This is a genomic window from Longitalea luteola (genome assembly GCF_017356035.1).
GTDB classification, from domain to species: domain Bacteria; phylum Bacteroidota; class Bacteroidia; order Chitinophagales; family Chitinophagaceae; genus Niastella; species Niastella luteola.
In genome coordinates, this window is record NZ_JAFIQX010000016.1 from 88,072 (window position 1) to 107,423 (window position 19,352).

At 45.6% G+C, this 19,352-nt stretch carries 18 protein-coding genes; 12 read left to right on the forward strand and 6 right to left on the reverse strand.

The features are described 5' to 3' along the window. Nucleotides 1-129 precede the first annotated feature (129 nt). The 4 genes from JUB15_RS26840 (at nucleotide 130) to JUB15_RS26855 (ending at nucleotide 2,802) form a co-directional block, all read left to right on the forward strand. A complete protein-coding gene (locus JUB15_RS26840) occupies nucleotides 130-1,131 on the forward strand; it encodes a PhoH family protein (RefSeq protein ID WP_207515750.1) in 1,002 nt (333 codons plus the stop codon). A gap of 271 nt (nucleotides 1,132-1,402) precedes the next feature. Beyond that, entirely contained in the window at nucleotides 1,403-1,807 is a 405-nt protein-coding gene (locus JUB15_RS26845; RefSeq protein WP_207515751.1) for a hypothetical protein, read from the forward strand. Between the two features lie 2 nt (nucleotides 1,808-1,809). After that, on the forward strand, nucleotides 1,810-2,187 hold the full coding sequence (gene crcB / locus JUB15_RS26850) for a fluoride efflux transporter CrcB (protein ID WP_207515752.1): 378 nt from the start codon (nucleotides 1,810-1,812) through the stop codon (nucleotides 2,185-2,187). A gap of 72 nt (nucleotides 2,188-2,259) precedes the next feature. Next, nucleotides 2,260-2,802: an inorganic diphosphatase gene (locus tag JUB15_RS26855; RefSeq protein ID WP_207515753.1), complete on the forward strand. Its 543-nt coding sequence runs from the start codon at nucleotides 2,260-2,262 to the stop codon at nucleotides 2,800-2,802. Nucleotides 2,803-2,929: 127 nt separating this feature from the next. Here the strand turns inward: JUB15_RS26855 and JUB15_RS26860 are convergent, their stop codons facing one another. Then, entirely contained in the window at nucleotides 2,930-3,703 is a 774-nt protein-coding gene (locus JUB15_RS26860; protein ID WP_207515754.1) for a C40 family peptidase, read from the reverse strand. 399 nt (nucleotides 3,704-4,102) lie between these two features. Here JUB15_RS26860 and JUB15_RS26865 point away from each other — a divergent pair, with 399 nt between their 5' ends. Then, nucleotides 4,103-4,675: an RNA polymerase sigma factor gene (locus JUB15_RS26865; RefSeq protein ID WP_207515755.1), complete on the forward strand. Its 573-nt coding sequence runs from the start codon at nucleotides 4,103-4,105 to the stop codon at nucleotides 4,673-4,675. A 39-nt stretch (nucleotides 4,676-4,714) separates the two neighbouring features. Further along, a complete protein-coding gene (locus JUB15_RS26870) occupies nucleotides 4,715-5,068 on the forward strand; it encodes a hypothetical protein (RefSeq protein ID WP_207515756.1) in 354 nt (117 codons plus the stop codon). Nucleotides 5,069-5,141: 73 nt separating this feature from the next. On the opposite strand, the gene JUB15_RS26875 is transcribed toward JUB15_RS26870, so the two are convergent. Continuing rightward, nucleotides 5,142-5,618, reverse strand: a complete 477-nt coding sequence (locus tag JUB15_RS26875) for a nucleoside deaminase (protein WP_207515757.1) — start codon at nucleotides 5,616-5,618, stop codon at nucleotides 5,142-5,144. A gap of 109 nt (nucleotides 5,619-5,727) precedes the next feature. Here JUB15_RS26875 and JUB15_RS26880 point away from each other — a divergent pair, with 109 nt between their 5' ends. Next, nucleotides 5,728-7,602: a M61 family metallopeptidase gene (locus JUB15_RS26880; RefSeq protein WP_242696534.1), complete on the forward strand. Its 1,875-nt coding sequence runs from the start codon at nucleotides 5,728-5,730 to the stop codon at nucleotides 7,600-7,602. A gap of 237 nt (nucleotides 7,603-7,839) precedes the next feature. After that, entirely contained in the window at nucleotides 7,840-8,547 is a 708-nt protein-coding gene (locus JUB15_RS26885) for a hypothetical protein (RefSeq protein WP_207515758.1), read from the forward strand. Between the two features lie 229 nt (nucleotides 8,548-8,776). Here JUB15_RS26885 and JUB15_RS26890 read toward each other — a convergent pair whose 3' ends face one another. Continuing rightward, nucleotides 8,777-9,505: a copper homeostasis protein CutC gene (locus JUB15_RS26890; RefSeq protein WP_207515759.1), complete on the reverse strand. Its 729-nt coding sequence runs from the start codon at nucleotides 9,503-9,505 to the stop codon at nucleotides 8,777-8,779. Nucleotides 9,506-9,725: 220 nt separating this feature from the next. Beyond that, nucleotides 9,726-10,754, reverse strand: a complete 1,029-nt coding sequence (locus JUB15_RS26895; protein ID WP_207515760.1) for a glycosylasparaginase — start codon at nucleotides 10,752-10,754, stop codon at nucleotides 9,726-9,728. Between the two features lie 104 nt (nucleotides 10,755-10,858). Here JUB15_RS26895 and JUB15_RS26900 point away from each other — a divergent pair, with 104 nt between their 5' ends. From JUB15_RS26900 to nagB, 3 genes are all read left to right on the forward strand, one after another. Then, nucleotides 10,859-12,760 (forward strand): CocE/NonD family hydrolase, encoded by a 1,902-nt coding sequence (locus tag JUB15_RS26900; RefSeq protein WP_207515761.1) that lies wholly within the window; start codon nucleotides 10,859-10,861, stop codon nucleotides 12,758-12,760. Between the two features lie 289 nt (nucleotides 12,761-13,049). Continuing rightward, nucleotides 13,050-14,627: a beta-N-acetylhexosaminidase gene (locus JUB15_RS26905; protein ID WP_207515762.1), complete on the forward strand. Its 1,578-nt coding sequence runs from the start codon at nucleotides 13,050-13,052 to the stop codon at nucleotides 14,625-14,627. Between the two features lie 269 nt (nucleotides 14,628-14,896). Next, nucleotides 14,897-16,804 carry a glucosamine-6-phosphate deaminase gene (nagB, locus tag JUB15_RS26910; protein WP_207515763.1) on the forward strand — a complete coding sequence of 636 codons (1,908 nt, stop codon included), beginning with the start codon at nucleotides 14,897-14,899 and terminating at the stop codon, nucleotides 16,802-16,804. Nucleotides 16,805-16,993: 189 nt separating this feature from the next. Here the strand turns inward: nagB and JUB15_RS26915 are convergent, their stop codons facing one another. After that, complete coding sequence (locus JUB15_RS26915) at nucleotides 16,994-17,299, reverse strand: response regulator (protein ID WP_207515764.1); 306 nt, start codon at nucleotides 17,297-17,299, stop codon at nucleotides 16,994-16,996. Nucleotides 17,300-17,475: 176 nt separating this feature from the next. Here JUB15_RS26915 and JUB15_RS26920 point away from each other — a divergent pair, with 176 nt between their 5' ends. After that, entirely contained in the window at nucleotides 17,476-17,925 is a 450-nt protein-coding gene (locus JUB15_RS26920; RefSeq protein ID WP_207515765.1) for a response regulator, read from the forward strand. A gap of 120 nt (nucleotides 17,926-18,045) precedes the next feature. Here JUB15_RS26920 and JUB15_RS26925 read toward each other — a convergent pair whose 3' ends face one another. After that, nucleotides 18,046-19,341: a response regulator gene (locus JUB15_RS26925; RefSeq protein WP_207515766.1), complete on the reverse strand. Its 1,296-nt coding sequence runs from the start codon at nucleotides 19,339-19,341 to the stop codon at nucleotides 18,046-18,048. Nucleotides 19,342-19,352 lie beyond the last annotated feature (11 nt).

The following is a 19,352-nucleotide window of genomic DNA, read 5'->3' on the forward strand; positions in this document are numbered from 1 at the left end:
TCTATTTTCCACATGTTGTGTATAAGTAACTTTACTAAAATGCTGTTCTAAATAATTATATTTGGAATAGACGACATCAGAAGATATCAGGACACTTTCCTGTATTTGTGAAACTTAAACTGAAGAGCATTGACAGAAACAATCATTAGCCTTGAAACTGTAAACCCTATAGAGTTTTTCGGTGTAAACAACGGAAAACTGGATATTCTCAAAAAGAAATTCCCGCTTTTAAAAATTCTTTCAAGAGGAACCCAAATAAAATTGAGCGGCTCGCCGGAACAGGTGGAAAGCGCCAAGGAAAAAATTGAACTGATCGTTCAATACCTGGAGCGCAACGGCCACATGAGCGAGAACTATTTTGAGCAGATCCTGGGCGGCGACGATGCCGAAACAGTTGACAATTTTATCGACCGCAATCCCAACGACATCCTTGTTTTTGGCCCCAACGGTAAAACCGTACGGGCCCGCACCATCAACCAGAAAAAACTGGTGCAGGTGGCTGAAAAAAATGACATCGTGTTTGCGATTGGTCCCGCCGGTACCGGTAAAACCTATACCGCGGTAGCCCTGGCCGTTCGGGCGTTGAAAAACAAAATGGTCAAAAAGATCATTCTTACCCGCCCGGCCGTGGAAGCCGGTGAAAGCCTGGGTTTTCTGCCCGGTGACCTCAAAGAAAAGATCGACCCGTATCTGCGCCCGTTATATGATGCGCTTGACGATATGATCCCTGCCGACAAGCTTGGGTATTATATGAGCACCCGCGTAATTGAAATTGCGCCCCTCGCCTATATGCGGGGACGTACGCTCGATAATGCGTTCATCATATTGGATGAGGCCCAGAACTCAACCGATCTTCAGTTGAAGATGTTCCTTACCCGTATCGGCGCCAATGCCAAGGCCATCATTACCGGTGATTTAACGCAGATCGACCTGCCTAAAAATCAACGCAGTGGTCTTGAAAAAGCCGTGCGCATCCTGAAAAATATCGATGGCATCGCCCATATCGAACTGGATGAAGAGGACGTAGTACGTCACCGCCTGGTAAAAGCCATTATCAAGGCTTACGACCGCGATCACCGCGAGAACGAGCCGGACCAGGATATTCAAACACACTGGCGCAACAGAAAATAACACACTGAATTACGATTTCTGATTTCGGGATTTCGGGATTGCGAGATTTAATGCTCTCCAAGCTCGGGGTCCCGAAACCATTTTTACGATTTCTGATTTCGGGATTTCGCGATTTCGGGATTTCGCGATTTTGGGATTTCGCGATTTCGGGATTTCGGGATTTCGGGATTTCAGGAATTTAAGTTTTATTACAGACCTCAGTGTTGAACAAATCAGAAATCTCAAAATCTCAAAATCAGAAATTGCCCCATATAGTTTATTTTTGTTGATTATGAAGAAATTAATTGCCAGTTTTTGCCTTTTGGCTACTTTATCCTGTAATTCAGGCGATGCAGCAGCGTATAAAAAAGCAGAAAATGCGCAGGATGCCGGCACCCAGTTTATCCGCGCTTCACTGGATGGAGATTACAGTAAAGCCTCCTTTTATTTATTGAAGGATTCTACCAATCTATTGCTGTTCGAAAAACAACAGGCCAATTATAAACAATTGAGCAGCAAAGAAAAGAGCCAGTACAAGAACGCCGCCATCAGGCCGGTGGCCATTACGTCTGAAAACGATTCAACCGTTCAATACAATTATTACCATACATCCAATCCATCAGATACTACAACCCTGCGGATCGTTCGCCAACAGGATACCTGGCTGGTTGATCTGAAATCGATCATAAAAATGTAGGCATGCTCTGGAAAAATATTTTACTGGTAGGTTTGGGAGGGAGCCTGGGCAGTATTGCACGTTTTTTGTGTCAGAAATACATTTATGCGTGGCATCCGCACCCTTTTCCCTTCGGAACCATGATAGTAAATATTGCCGGATGTTTTATAATTGGTTTACTTTGTGCCCTGGCCGATAAAGGTAACCTGTTCACACCTGCGTGGCGTATATTGCTCACCACAGGATTTTGTGGCGGATTTACCACCTTCTCAACGTTTGCTTACGAGAACATTAGTCTCCTCAGAAATGGCGATATAATGTATTTCATGCTGTATACAGCTGCCAGTGTCATCCTCGGTTTGCTGGCCACCTGGCTGGGGATGTTATTAGTCGGTGCTTAGTTAACTGACGATTGACCAATTTGCCATATGAAGCAGAACTTATTATAGATTTGCTTAAATTTTAAACACAATATGATAACTGTTTCCCATCCCTGGCATGGCGTGCCTCCTGGTGATCAGGCTCCACGGATTGTAAATGCAGTCATTGAGATTCCGCAGGGTTCCAGGGCTAAATATGAGATCGATAAGGACAGCGGCTTATTAAAGCTCGACCGCATCATTTATTCTTCTTTCTACTATCCGTGTAATTATGGGTTTATACCGCAAACCTATGGCGACGATAAAGACCCACTCGATATACTGGTAATCACTTCTCAACCCGTACAGGCATTGTGCCTCATGGAAGCCAAGGTGATCGGCGTTATGCAAATGATCGACGGTGGCGATGCCGATGACAAGATCATTGCCGTAGCAGCCAATGACCCCAGCGTAAAACACTATAATAACATTGAAGAAATACCGCCGCATTTCTTTGATGAATTACGCCACTTCTTCCAGGAGTATAAAACACTTGAAAATAAAACGGTACAGGTAAATGAGTTCGGCGATAAAGCCAAAGCGCTCGCCATTATTGAAGACGCATTGAAACTATACAAAGAGAACTTCCGAAAATAATCAGCCGATGTGCTAATTTGCTAATGTGCTAATTAGCTAATTACAATACAAAAAGCTGTTGCTACGCAACAGCTTTTTGTATTTGTATTCATTAGCACATCAGCTAATTAGCACATTAGCTAATCAGCTAATTAGCTAATCGTTTAATGATCCGCAGCTGATGCGTTCTTACGCCGGTTTCTACATTCACGATACCGGCATTATCAATTTTATCGATACGCACATTACCGGAAGAATGAATGATCTCATGATCGTTCAGCAGGATGCCAACATGTGTGATGCGTCCTTCGGCATTGTCAAAAAAAGCAAGGTCGCCACAGCGGGCCTCCTGCAAAAAGCCCACTACTTCGCCCTGCGTGGCCTGTAAATAAGCGTCGCGCAGCAGGGGAATATTAAAGAACCGGAACACCATCTGCGTGAAGCCGCTGCAATCGACCCCAAATACCGACCTGCCGCCCCACAGATACGGCGTATTTAAAAATAATTCAGCCCTTTCCCTGATCATTTCGGCTTGCGGTTTGGCGCCATTGGCATGCCATGTGGCTGCATCGCGGTAATCGAGCTGCAATACACCTGAGAGCTGTTGCCGGTTCAAATCATTCAGCACTGGTATTCCCAAAGGTATATGAGCCATTTTATTATTGATGGTAATCCTGCTGATCCATGCTGCTGTATAAAACTGCGATTCGTTGTTTTTCGTCCAGGTATCGATGAGCGCCAGCTGGCTGCGCTGGCACCAGCCTTCATAACCATCGTACAGGCACTGTATTTTGATGAAATCCTTTGCTTCTTCCAGCACAAGTGCTGCTTCTGCCAGTAACAACTGACTGATCATTTCACTTTTGTGCGCCGCCTCGGCCCGTAAAGGCGCTACCGGTACTTTGCAAACAGCGTATGACATAGATCCCTTTTGATTTGAAAGCAAAAATATATCACTCATAAAAAATCCAAGAACCAAATATCAAGAACCAAATAAATTCCAAGAACCAAAGATCAGGAACCAAATAAACTCCAAAATCCAAATTCTAAGGATTTTATTATTGCGATTTGGATTTATTCTCTGGATATTGAGATTTGTTATTTGGGTTTTATTCTTTGGTTCTTGGGATTTGAGATTTGGAATTTATTCTTTGGTTCTTGGGATTTGAGATTTGGAATTTATTCTTTGGTTCTTGGGATTTAGGATTTATATCAAGACACTCAATAAAGAAACAACAATTCCGTTAAGGGATGGCATCAAATATTTGTGGAACTTTGAACAGTTTGCATCTCAATAGTAAGAAAACAGCATTTTCGCATAGTGAAACCAGACCCTAATTCACATATCAGCGATCAGCAATTGCTCAACTCCTTTTATACCAGTCGCGACAACCACTGGCTGGGGATCTTACTGCAACGTTATACCCTTTTATTACTGGGTGTGTGCATGAAATACCTCAAAAATGAGGAAGAGGCAAAAGATTGTGTTCAGCAGGTATTTCTGAAAGCCATTACCGAACTGCATAAGTACAAGGTGGAATATTTCAAAAGCTGGCTGTATATGGTGGCCAAGAACCATTGCCTGATGAAACTGCGCGATAAACAGGCCCGTACACCGGCAGAGATAAGGGACGAAATGGCCATTCCGCAGGAAGAAGAACCCGGACTGGCGCCTCACCTCGAAAAAGACCGCCAGCTGGAGCTGATGAACGATTGCCTGCAGGAACTGAACAAAGAACAAAAACAGTGCGTAACTTTGTTCTACCTTGAAAAGCGCTCGTACAACGAAATAGCCGATATCACCGGCTTTACGCTCATGCAGGTCAAAAGCTATATTCAGAACGGCAAACGGAACTTAAAGATCTTACTGGAACGAAAACTAAACCAATCCTGAAAACACCGGTCTAATGAACATATACTGGCGACATGAACAATGAATAACGATCTACTGAACATATTATCCAATAGTAATAAAGACATTGACAACCAGAAGTTGATGGACTACCTGAGCGGCAAGCTGTCGGAACAGGAGAAACATGAAGTGGAAATGTGGATGGTTGACAATGACTTTGAAAATGAAGCCGTGGAAGGACTCCAGCAAATGGCCGGCAATAAAAAGCTGGAAGGATATGTTGATCAGCTGAACAAAGAATTACACCAGTATATCAGACAAAAAAAAGACCGCCGCGAAAAAAGAAGGATCAACAACGGATTCTGGGTGTATGTTTCCATCGTCTTCATACTTATTATCATTATTCTCGCCTATATGGTCATCAGCAGACTGTAGTTCACAGTTCAAAGTTCACAGTTCAAAGTTCAAAGTTTAAAGTTCACAGTTCATAGTTTACAGTTCCGGCCGGTCAATAAACGATCTTATCCGGCTTCTCATTCCATTCCTGAAAGACTTTCCCTGCATGCTCCCTTCCGAGGTTAACCATTTCAATTACCCGGTCATGCAGTGGGGCGGTTAATTCTCTATAAATAAGCGAATCATCGAACCCAACAGCGGCGGCATCGTGCCGCGTAGCGCCATAATACACTACTTTAGGTCGCGCCCAGTAAATAGCACCCATACACATGGGACAGGGTTCACAGGAAGTGTATATTTCGCAATCGGTGAGCTGAAAGGATTGTAAATTCTTACAGGCATCGCGAATAGCCACTACTTCTGCATGTGCCGTTGGATCGTTGGAACTGGCCACGCTGTTACATCCCTGGCCAATGATCGTATCACCTTTTACAATAATACATCCAAAGGGCCCGCCTACTCCATCGTTCATGCCCTGCCGGGCCAGGTCAACAGCCGCCTGCATAAATTGTAGTTCACGATCGGTCATAATACTTTCATTTGCTATCAAATTTAATTAAAAAGACGGAAGGCTCACCATTCACCATGCACCATTGACCACCATTGACCATTGCCGCTTTTTCCTGTACCTTGTGCTTATGACAAAAAGAATCCTCCTGTTCCTGGCCATACTAACTGTTTCGCATACATATGCCCAAAAGATCCATTATGTAGTTTCTTTTCCCAATATCGTTCATCATGAAGCGAACATCAGTGTGGCTGCTTCCCAACTGCCTGCCGGTAAAGCCATCTTCCGCATGAGCCGTTCTTCCCCCGGCCGATACGCCACACATGAATTTGGCAAAAATGTATATGATGTAAAAGCGTTCGATCAACAGGGCAAGGCCATTACTGTCAACCGGATCGATGGCGATGTTTATGAGGTGCCCAAACAAAACGGTTATGTAAAAATTGAATATACCTTGTATGCCGCTTATCCCGATGGCACTTACTCGGGCATCGACCAAAGCAGCATACACTTGAATATGCCCTCTGCCTTCCTATGGATCAAAGGATTCGACAAAGCGCCTATCACCGTTACTTTCAATATACCCACTGATAAAAAATGGACGATCGCCACGCAGTTAAAACCTACGAACAATCCGCATGAATTTACTGCACCGGGTTTGCAATACTTCATGGATTGTCCCACCAAGATCGGTAACCTGCACTGGAAAGAATGGACCCTGAAAAATCCAAATGGTCAGAACTATACTTTCCGCCTGGCGCTGGAAGCACAGACTACCGATTCATTGGCAGCAGCATTTGCGGCCAAAATCAAACGCATTACAGAAGAAGAACAGGCGATCTTTGGCGAGGTACCCGCTTTTGATTACGGCACTTATACTTTTATTGCCAGTATTAATCCTTATGTAGAAGACGATGGCATGGAGCATCGCAATTCAACGATGATCTGCATTCCCACTCATTTCGATGGTAGTAATTACCTGTTGGGTGTTTTTGCCCATGAGTTCTTCCATTGCTGGAATGTAGAACGCATTCGTCCGAAAACCCTGGAACCTTTCAACTTTGAAAAAAGCAACATGAGCAGCGAGCTGTGGTGTGCAGAAGGCTTTACGCAGTATTATGGCGACTTATCCCTTTGCCGCGCAGGATTGAAACCTTTGGAAGCACTGATGTTCTCGCTGGCCGGTTTAATAAACGCCAAAGAAGTGGCAGCCGGCGCCAAACGGTTCTCCCCCGTCGAAATGAGCCGTCATGCCGTTTTTGTAGATGCAGGTGTTTCGGTGGACCGCGCGAATTATGCTAACATGTACAGCTCTTATTATCCTTATGGCGGCGCTGTTGCACTGGCCCTGGACCTGCAATTGCGCTCGCAATTCAAGCTCTCATTAGATGATTACATGACCGCCTTATGGAAACGTTTTGGTAAAACGGAGATCGCTTATACAGTTCCGGCACTGGAAGCTGTGCTGGCTGAACTTACCCGCGATAAAGCTTTTGCCAGGAATTTTTTCGCCAGCTATGTCTACGGCCACGAATCATTCAATTATGCACCGCTGTTGGAAAAAGCCGGTTTGGTCCTGAAAAAACAAGCTGCCGGTAAAGCCTGGGTTGGACAGGTAAACTTTAAGGAAGGCTCAACCATTATCAGCAACAATACTGTAGCCGGCACCCCGCTGTATAATGCCGGACTGGATTTTCAGGACGAGATCGTGCAGCTCGACGGCAAACTGGTAGCTACTCCCAATGATTTCAGGGACATCGTGAACAGCCATAAACCTGGTGACGTAATTGCGGTTCAGTATAAACACCGGGGTGATATCAAAGAAACGAACATCACGCTCGCAGAGAACCCCGCTTATGCGCTGATGACGTATGAGCAAAGCGGTTTGACAGTAACCAAAGAAATGCTGGCTTTCAGGAAGAGCTGGCTGGGAACGAAAACGGCAATTGACAATCGACAATCGGGAAACGCAGACGTGAAACGGCAGACGGCAGACGGCCAATAAGCAATAGACAATCGTCAATCGACAATCGACAAACCGACAATAGCCAATAGGCAGTTGGCAGTTGGCAGTAAATGCAGGCGGCAGGAGTTCAGTTATTAATTTGAAATATAGCGAGCCCATTCACCATTGACCATTCACCATTCACAATTGACCATTCACCATTCACCATTCACCATTTTTCCCCATAGTTTGCCATTTTTAATAATGTGTTTACCTTTCCCGTCCAAAACACTGCGTATGAAAAAAATTGCCTGCCTGATGGGAGCCTGTTATTCCCTCTTTTCGTGTAAACCACCCATTTACAGTTATGTCCCGGCAACCATGAACACAACGGCCTATAGCCGGGCCGGCGAAGGGCAGTTCGGATTTATGTTCGGATCTCCCGGCATCGCGGCAAAAGGAGGCGTTGCCATAACCAGGAACATCAGTGTAAATGCATGGGGAGCTACCCTGCCCTCCGGCAACGATGATTATGGCAGCAGGGAAGCCGAATTTTCGCTAGGCATACAAACCAATCCGAACCACAACAATGGCGTTACAAGCTTCTACCTGGGCATGAGCACCGGCAGTAATGAAAAGAAAAGAACGGAGTTAGACGGAAATTTCTACCGCACCTTCCTCCAGATACAACGGTCTGCCATTGATAAACCATTGGGCAGCGCCCGCCTCGACGCCCAGTTTGGACTCCGCGTAAATTATATATCGTATGAAGGCAACAGGGGTGATCTGCCTTTTAATGATTACCGTTGGTATTATGAGCCTTATTTTGGCATCAACGTCGGTGGCAAGAATGTGCGCTTTGAACTGTTACAGGGAATTGCTTTTAAAAACACCGGTGAATGGAATCACGGCCTACGGATATTTCCGTATTTCGGCCATATCGGGATGTTAGTGAAGATCCGGAAACATAGAGAAGCGGTGAGTCAGGGAAAGTCGCCATGGTAAAGAAATCGGCAAACGGCAGACGTGAAACGGCAAACGGCAAATCAATCGGCAATCGTCAATCGTCAAACGGCAGACGGCAGACGTGAAACGGCAAACACGCTAATCATAACGCTCACTTTATTCCGACGCCTCATTAACTGAATAACTCAATAACTGAATAACTCAATAACTGAATAACCCAATAACTGAATAACTCAATAACTGAATAACTCAATAACTGAATAACTCATCAACCAGCCTTTGCCAGCACATCGAGTATCTTCCTTAGTTCTTCCTCGTTAGCAATATACCAGGGGCCTGCATCTGTGATAGCCGGGTTGCGGAAAGTTACCGGGTCGGGCGCGGTTATTCGGGCAGAGGTATGAAATTCGGTTGCCCCTGTTCCATCGATCAGGGTTTGAATATTGCCCGAACGCACGCCGGCTCCGGGCATTATAATAATGCGGCCGGCAGCCTGTTGTACCAGTTGCCCCAGCAGCGCCATACCTTCAGGCGCAGTCGATTGTTGTCCACTCGTTAAAATGCGCTCACATCCGCAGTCGATGATTTCTTCCAGCGCCTGTAAAGGATCGGGTGTGGCATCGAATACGCGGTGACAGGTTACGCCCATCGGGTAGGCCCATTCAACGATTCGCTTCAAACGTTCTGTGTCTATCTCGCCATTCTGTTTGTGCACACCGGTTGAAATACCATCGCAGCCCAGTTGTTTGCACAACAGGATATCCTGTTTTATCACAGCAAATTCATCTTCATCGTAAAAGAAGTTACCACCGCGCGGCCTGATGATCGGGTATAAGGCAATGCCGATCTTCTCACGGGTTAGTTTAATGGTTCCATACGAAGGCGTAGTGCCGCCATCTGCCGGGTTCTCGCATAATTCTACCCGCCTCGCTCCAGCCTTTTCGGCAATGACAGCTGATGGTAAATTGAATGCGCAAACTTCTAATATGTGAGGCATGGTTGTTATTGTCTATCGATTAATTGAAACATATTTGGTCCAATGGAACAGTTGCAGGTTACAAGATACAGGTACCGGGTACCGGTTTCCGGTTCGCGAGGCCCTGCATTTCAAACTGCCTGAAAGTTGTCAGGCTGTCCCGATTTTTTGCCCCGTAACAGGTAACCGGCAATTGCTTTACCCTGAAACCTGCAACCTGGAACTTGTAACAGCTTATTAACTAGTATACACTTTTAGCCTGAACCAACTTCTCTTCCTTGCCCGTTCTCACGGCATACGTAAACCCTTTCTGCAGGGCATAACCGCCGTATTGTCCTTTTTTATTCAGGGCAATGAATCCTATCTGCAGGGTCTTTGCTTTTGAAGGATTCCGGCTGATGATCCGCTCTACCGCTTTTTTACAGGCCGCTTCCGGCGCATGCCCCTGCCGCATCAACTCCACTACTAGATGAGAACCTACAATACGGACCACTTCTTCGCCAACGCCTGTTGCAGTAGCCGCGCCAATTTCATTGTCCACATACAAACCCGCACCTATAACCGGCGAGTCCCCTACCCGGCCATGCAATTTGAACGCCATACCGCTGGTGGTACAGGCGCCGCTGCAATTGCCACTGGCGTCCATGGCGATCATGCCGATCGTATCATGATTGTTCGCTCCACCAGGCATATCACCGCCGGGTGCTGGTTTATGCAACTTGTTTTCTATATTAATGATGGGTTCGTACTTTGAGGTCTTCAACCATTCTTTCCAGGCCTTTTCGCTTTCAGGCGTCAACAGGTTCTCTTTCTGAAAACCATTGGCCAACGCAAATTGCAGGGCGCCGTCGCCTGCCAGTATCACATGCGGGGTCTTTTCCATAACCAGCCGTGCAACCGAAATCGGGTGCTTTATATGCTCCAGGCACATCACGGAGCCACAATTATAATTTTCATCCATGATGCAGGCATCGAGGGTAACACGTCCGTCACGATCGGGCAAACCACCATAACCAACCGATTGATTATTGGAATCTGCTTCAGGAATCTTTACACCGGCTTCTACGGCATCCAATGCACGGCCCCCTTTGCCTAGAATAGTCCAGGCTTCGGCGTTCGCTTCCTTGCCAAAATCCCAGGTTGATAAAACGATGGGCTCATTTTTAATGGTTGGATAGTGCGTATCTGATTGAGCCATTAGTTTCTTTCCGGTAAACAGTCCCAATGAACCAAGGAATGATGTCTGTAAAAATTTCCTACGCGTTGACATGGTTGTATTAGTTAATAAGTTAACGGGTTGATGAGTTAACCAGTTAACGAATTAACTTGTCAACTTTTCAACTTACATTTAAGCATCTAAATTAAGCGCTAAACATGAGAAAATTATTTCTTTTAATTTTTGCTTTACATTTTATCCTTTTAGTAAATGCCCAAAGCTACGAACAGGACTCAGCCTGGGTGCGCGACAATTACACGAAACGAGAAGTGATGATCCCCATGCGGGACGGCGTTAAGCTGTTCACTTCTATTTACATTCCGAAAGACACTTCGGAAAAGCATCCTATATTAATAAGCCGTACACCTTATTCCTGTAGTCCGTACGGAGAAAATAATTTCAATACCAGCCTCTGGATGCGCCATACGCGCTATTATGCCCGGGAAAATTATATCATCGTAACGCAGGATGTGCGCGGCCGCTGGGCCAGTGAAGGAACGTTTGTTGATGTGCGCCCTTTCAACCCCAACAAAAAAACGGCTCAGGATATTGACGAAGCAAGCGATAGTTATGATACCATCGACTGGCTGATCAAAAATATTGAAAACAACAATGGCAATGTAGGGGTAGTGGGTGGTTCCTATCCCGGGTTTTATGCTACCATGGCTGCTATGAGCGGCCACCCGGCATTGAAAGCTGCATGTCCGCAAGCGCCGGTTACCGACTGGTTTATCGGCGATGATTTTCATCACAACGGCGCTTTCTTTCTTATGGACGCCTTTGCTTTTTATACCGGCGGCTTTGGTTACCCGCGCCCTGTTCCCTACAAAGTAGCTCCACGCCGGGCTATTCATATTCCAACGAATGATAATTATGAATCTTATTTGCGCATCGGCGCTTTACAAAATTTCAGAAAGCTTACCGGCGACAGCCTGCAATTTTGGAAAGATCTGTATGCACATCCGAACTACGACGAATGGTGGCAGGCCCGTAACATCAGGAACTTCGTAAACAATATCCCCTCCTCTGTGGCCACCCTGGTGGTTGGCGGCACTAATGATGCAGAAGATTGTTTTGGCGCGTGGCGAACCTACCAGGCCATAGAAAAAAAAGCGAAAAACGATAACAGGATAGTGATGGGCCCCTGGTGGCATGGTCAATGGATAACATCTGATGGCACTCATTTAGGCAATGTGCAGTTTGGTTCCAATACCAGTATCTGGTACCAGAATACGATCGAGATCCCTTTCTTTAATTATTACCTGAAAGGCAAAGGCAATAGACCCAGGATCGCAGAAGCTACGGTATTCTTTACCGGCGCCAATGAATGGAAACATTGTGAAGTTTGGCCTCCTGCCGATAAAAAAGACCAGCCCATATACCTGCAACCAGGCGGCAAACTGGGTTGGGAAAAACCTGCCGCCAAAAGCAGTTTCAGCGAATACATCAGCGATCCGGCGCATCCTGTGCCTTATACTGAAGACGTTCACTTCACACGTACGCGCGATTACATGACCGATGACCAGCGTTTTGCCAGCCGCCGTACAGACGTAATAACATTCGAAACAGCTGTATTGAACGATGATCTTACGCTGGCCGGTACGGTGGTAGCCGATCTGTTGACCAGCATTTCAACAACCGATGCTGACTTTGTTGTTAAACTCATCGACGTGTTCCCCGATGATTTTAAATATGCCGGCGCCAACACCAATCAAAGCCGCGATGCCGGCGGCCCTTATCCAATGGGTGGGTACCAAATGCTGGTACGGGGCGAGATCATGCGCGGCCGCTATCGCAAAAGCTTTACGACGCCGGAAGCATTTAAACCCAACAAAATTGAACAGGTAAAATTTGAATTGCCTGATGTTGCACACACTTTCAAAAAAGGCCACCGCCTGATGATCCAGATCCAAAGCAGCTGGTTTCCGCTGGCCGACAGGAACCCGCAAAAGTTTGTAAACATTTACGAATGCAGTGACAGCGATTTTCAGAAAGCGACCATTCGCATTCATCATGATGGAACCAATAGCAGCGCCATCATACTTCCCGTGTTAAAATGATCTAATTTAAAAGTCAATCAATAATTTCTGCCTAAGCGTGCCACGGAATGAACCGTGTCACGCTTTTTAGTTATTAAAAACGCCTCGCATCAACTTTCTGAACCTTATCAACTTTTCAACTTTTCAACGTACCTTGCAGACTCTCTGTTGTTGGCTGATACCAGCTATTACATTCTCAACACTTAAGACCGGCTGAACACCAGCAAGGTGTACTTCATTTATTTTCATTACAAAACACCCGTTCCTGACACTATTTAAAGTGCCAAAGGGTATTAACCATTTATGCATTATGAAAAGAATTTGGTTCATTGCCTCACTGTTCCTGAGTATGAGTATGTATGCCCAGGTAAACATCATTCCGCAACCGGTCGAACTGAAAATGCCTGAAACTGCCGGCCAGTTTGTGATCACGGCTAAAACGCCCATCATCCTGGAAGGCGCCGGTTTGGAAAATTCAGCCCGCTTCCTGAATGATTATCTGAAACAGATCTATGGTTTCACGCTGCCCATTACTAAAAAAGCCGGCACAACGCCAGGTATCCGCCTCAATTTCGACCGGCTCAACCATCCCATTCCCGGCGCTTACAATATGGAAATTAGCGCCAAAGGCGTGTACATTGGCGGCGATAATGCCACCGGCACTTTCTATGGCGTTCAGACCCTGCTGCAATTATTACCCACCGCAAAAGCAAGCTCTTTACCGGTATCATATCTTACCATAAAAGACCATCCGCGCTTTCAATACCGGGGCCTTCACCTGGATGTCAGCCGCCACTTCTTCCCGCTGAGTTTCGTAAAAAAGTATATCGACTATATTGCGCTGCACAAAATGAATTATTTCCACTGGCATTTAACAGATGACCAGGGCTGGCGCATAGAGATCAAAAAATATCCCAACCTTACCAAAGCCGGCGCCTGGCGCAATGGCACCATCATAGGCCGCTATCCCGGAACCGGTAATGACAGCCTCCGTTACGGCGGATTCTATACCCAGAAAGAAGTTAAAGAGATCGTTGATTATGCCGCCAAACGGTATATCACGGTTGTTCCTGAAATAGAAATGCCAGGTCATGCTTCCGCAGCGCTTACTGCCTATCCGCACCTGGGTTGTACCGGTGGTCCATACCAGGTGCAACAGACATGGGGCGTATTCAACGATGTTTTTTGTGCAGGCAATGATTCTGTATTTACATTCCTGCAAAATGTATTGGATGAAGTGATGCCTTTGTTCCCTGCGAAATATGTGCATATTGGTGGCGATGAATGCCCCAAGGACAGCTGGAAGAAATGTCCCAAATGCCATAAAAGAATGGCCGATAACAAGCTGAAAGACGAACATGAGCTGCAAAGCTATTTTGTACAGCGCATGGAAAAATACATCAACAGCAAAGGCAAAACCATCATCGGCTGGGATGAGATCCTCGAGGGTGGACTGGCGCCCAATGCCGTTGTAATGAGCTGGCGTGGCGAGCAGGGCGGCATTGAAGCAGCTAAACAAAACCATGATGTGATCATGACGCCCACTAACTTTGTGTATCTCGACTATTCACAATCCAAACAGGAAGATTCTGTAACGATAGGCAATTATGTTCCCGTTAAGAAAACATATAGTTATGAGCCCGTGCCCAAAGAGTTAAATGCCGATCAAAGTAAACATATCCTGGGTGCACAAGGCAATGTATGGACGGAATACATGAAGACCCCGAAGAAGGTTGAATACATGATCTTTCCCCGCTTAAGCGCCCTGAGTGAAGTATTATGGAGCCCGGCAGAAAAACGCAACTGGGACGATTTTGAAAAACGCCTGCAGGAGCAATTCAAACGTTATACGTTATGGGGTACAAACTATAATAAGAAATTGGAGTAAAAGCTGAAGGCTTAAGGCAAAAGGCTAAACGCTGCAACCCTATTGGCTATCCCCGCCTCCAGCGGCATCCTCACGAGGCATCGGAAGTTAAAGCTGTTACACAGGAGTTGTATTTGGCGTTCCGCGTTATGCGTTCCGCGTTTTGCGTTTTGCGTTAAGCGTTCAGCGTAAACAAACGTTTGCTTATTTTCTACCCGAAAACAACCGCATTTCCCTATGAATATTGGAAATAACTTTAATTTAGCGCAACTATAAAAACCGATTTACTTATGAGCATGGTTGATTCGTTTGAGAAGATACCTGTACGTATTTATCCAGATCTAAAAGAAGGTTCAAAATTTGCGGCCAGGGAAATAGCCGATCTCATCCGCAGTAAACAAGCGGCCGGCCTGCCCTGTATTTTAGGATTGGCAACCGGTTCATCACCGCGTTCGCTGTATGCCGAACTGGTAAGAATGCACAAGGAAGAAGGATTATCCTTTAAAAATGTGATCACTTTTAACCTGGATGAATACTATCCAATTGAGAATGATGCGCTGCAAAGTTACAATCGCTTTATGCATACGCATCTCTTCGATCACATCGATATCGATCCGAAGAACATTCATATTCCCAATGGCGAAGTTCCCAAGGAAAAGATCAAAGCACACTGCCTGGAATACGAGCGGATGATTGAAGATGCAGGTGGAATCGACCTGCAGGTGCTGGGCATTGGTAACAATGGACATATCGGTTTCAATGAGCCCGGTTCCAGCATCAACTCCCGCACGCGGCTCGTTACACTCGATACTTCAACCCGTATTGCCAACTCACATGAGTTCGCTAATATTTCAGAAGTGCCCCGCCTGGCCATTACCATGGGTATCAGCTCCATTTTAAAGGCCAAGCGCATTCTGTTAATGGCCTGGGGACCTGCCAAAGCAGCCGTTGTTCAAAAAGCGGTGGAAGACAACGTTACAGAACAAATACCCGCTTCCTTACTACAACAGCATAATGAAAGCTTATTCATCTTAGACGAAGCTGCAGCCGCTGAGCTTACCCGCTATAAATCACCTTGGCTCACCGGCGATCTTGAGTGGACACCCAAGATGATCCGCAAAGCGGTAGTGAACATGGCCCTGAAAGTGAATAAACCGTTATTAAGCTTAACCAATATCGATTACCGCGATAATGGCCTGGGTGATCTGCTGGTTGAAAAAGGCGATGCCTACGAGATCAACCTGCAGGTATATTACATGCTGCGCGACAGCATTACGGGCTGGCCCGGCGGCAAACCCGACCTGCATTTGCCCAACCATCCCGAACGTACCAAACCTTATCCCAAACGCTGCGTGATCTTTTCGCCCCATCCTGATGATGATATCATTTCAATGGGCGGTACTTTCCAGCGCCTGCACGACCAGGGACATGATGTGCACGTAGCTTATCAAACTTCCGGTAACATAGCTGTAACCGATGAGTTTGTTACCCGCTTCATGGATTTTGCCGTAGGCTTTGAAGATATGTTCGGGGTCGATAGCAAAAAATCAAAAGCCATACTTGATCAGGCCCGCCATTACCTGCGGTTCAAGAAATCGAACGAGATAGATACACCCGAGATCAGGTCGGTAAAAGGGCTGATACGCCGTTGTGAGGCCAAAGCAACCTGCCGTTATGTGGGCATTAAAGAGGAGAACATCCACTTCCAGAACCTGCCGTTCTACGAAACAGGTACCATTGAAAAGAAACCAATGGGTGAAGAAGATGTTAAAATGACGATGGAATTGTTGCGCGCGATAAAGCCTCACCAGGTGTATTGCGCCGGTGATCTGGCCGATCCGCATGGCACCCATAAGGTTTGCCTGGACATCATTTTTGAATCATTACGCCGCATAAAAGCAGCCGGTGACGAATGGGTGAAGGACTGCTGGGTTTGGTTGTATAAAGGCGCCTGGCAGGAATGGGACCTCAGTGAAATTGAAATGGCCATCCCCATGAGCCCTGACCAGGTAATGAAAAAGCGTTTTGGCATCTTCATTCACCAGTCGCAAAAAGACATGGTGCCCTTCCAGGGAAGCGACAGCCGCGAGTTCTGGCAGCGTGCTGAAGACAGAAACGCAAATACCGCCAATTTGTATGCGCAGTTAGGGCTTACAAAATATGCCGCCATGGAAGCTTTTGTGCGTTGGCATTTTTAATGGTTACAGTTTTCAGGTTACACGTTCCAGGTATCTGGAACCGTTTATATAGAGGGCAGTTTCTTAGGAAATTGCCCTTTTGCTTTCTGCCCTGTTCCCTGTAACCTGTAACTGTTCACAAAAAAAGGCATCAACCAGTCGGTCGATGCCTTTTCTGTTATAACGCCTTCCACAACTCTCAGAAAGGCATTAATTCATAAGATCAATTAAAGTTTGTTTTTCGGGTAAATCGGTGAATACATATACGGGAATTTCGTCCATTCCGTTATTTACCCGCAGGCTTTTCAGGTGATCTATGTACCCATTTACCGGATTATTAACATAAACGATGATAATGTCCGGCAGCCTGTTATCAAGGTGATCCAAAAGTTGTTGAAAATTCTCCACACAATCTGTTTCGACCGGCTGTGGAAGATGCTGCAACAACTGTTTCATAGGCAGTACGTAGTCGCTGTGATCGTAAAACAATATAATATACCTGGATTTTACCTGCATACTTTACTGTTTTTATTAGGCTATAACTTAAAAATTGTATTCCACCATTGGGATTTTGATTGTATTTTCGGTATTCCTTTTTTGTCGCGTTTTATTGCTTTTTTGCATTGATAAAGTGATGTTAAGGTTTAGAGTTCCTGCCGAATGGTAGAAAGGCAGGCTAAAAATTAAAATATATGAGCTTTTATAATCAGTATCCAACAAATGTACTAATTGCGGAGGATGACGACGAAGACTTCCTGATCTTTTCACTGGCAATTGAAGAACTTTCATTCAAAGTGATATTATCAAGGGCGGAAAACGGCGATATTCTTTTCAAATTGTTGGATGAAAACAATCCGGATATAGTTTTCCTTGACCTGCTAATGCCATGCAAGGATGGACGACAATGCCTGCGCGAGATCAGGGCTAACAGGAAATACGATTCCATACCCATTATCGTGTATTCTTCGTTAAGCGATCTGCAAAATATTGAATTCTGTTATCGTGAGGGATCGAACCTGTATGCGATAAAACCGCATACATTAACAGAGTTGAAAAACATTCTCGAGAAGATATTCAGTATCGACTGGAAAAAAGTACTGTACTTTCCTCCCCGCTCTATGTTCGTACTTAATCCACAATAAAATGTTTATGGTTTATGGTTTATAGTTTATAGTTGGTTCGAAATGCGGGAAGTCTGCCATTCTTCAGCAGCCAGCTTCTGAAGAACCATAAACCATAAACTACAAACCATAAACTCCTAGTTATTTTTTCCCTAACAGTAATAATGTAGGATCATCCTCCCGGGGGTCACCATTCGTTTCCACAGTTGGCTGGTGAACGGGCAATGAAATGATAAAGGTAGATCCTTTGTTCACCTTGCTTTGCACCGAGATGAACCCGTTGTGCTTTTCAACGATCTTTTTACAAAGGGTTAAACCGATACCCGTGCCTTCAAATTCGCTGTGTACATGCAGCCGCCTGAACATGTCGAAGATCTGTTCGGCATATACCTGATCGAAGCCAATGCCATTGTCCTGTACATATATGCGGCAATATTTTACAGGTTCCTTCGTAGAGGCGGTTGCCGTGATAATCTCCGAGCGGATATTGATCACCGGCGCCTCATCTTTTTTACTGTACTTCAGGGCATTGCTCAGCAGGTTCTCGAAGAGCGGACGCATAAGGCCGGGATTCACATCAATGGAAGGCAGTTCTGTTAACTGGATTTCGGCCTTTTTCTCCCTGATGGTTGCATCGAGTTCATCTATTGCTTCCTGCAGAATGAGATTGAGGTTATAATGAACAAATGTATCTTTTTCATTATTTATGCGCGAGAACGCCAGGATATCACTGATCAGCGTTTGCATACGCACAGCCGCATTCTGAATGCGGTTGATGTAATTAATAGCCGGCACATCCAGCACCGACTGGTACTTAACAAATAACAGATCGCTAAAAGTGCGGATCTTACGTAAAGGTTCCTGCAGGTCGTGAGAGGCCATGAACGCAAAACGGTCGAGGTCGCGGTTGGCCGATTCCAGCAGCGCAATGTTCTCCAGTAATTGCCGGTTCAGCTCTTTTACCCGCTCTTCCGAGGCTTTCCGCTCGGTCACTTCCATCTCCAGGTTACGGTTGATAACCGTAAGCCGTTTTTCCTGCTCTATAAGGCGATGGTTTTTCCTGTACAGATCAACCAGTACGCCTACCTTCGCCCGTAAAAGTTCTGAGTTAATGGGTTTATAAATATAATCTACCGCCCCCATTCGATAACCCTTGAATATGTTTTCCTCACCATAATTATTGGCGGTGATAAATATGATAGGAATGTGTTTCAGTTTTTCGCGTTCATAGATAAGCGCTGCTGTTTCAAATCCATTCAGGTTGGGCATTTTAACATCCATCAAAATAAGTGCAAAGTCAAGTTCATTCAAGAGGATCTTCAATGCCTGGCTGCCTGAGCTGGCTTTAACAAAAGCATATCCATCGGGAGCCAGAATGGCCTCCATAGACATCAGATTATCTTCGCGATCATCAACTAATAGAATTTTTGGACGCATGTTTGTCAATA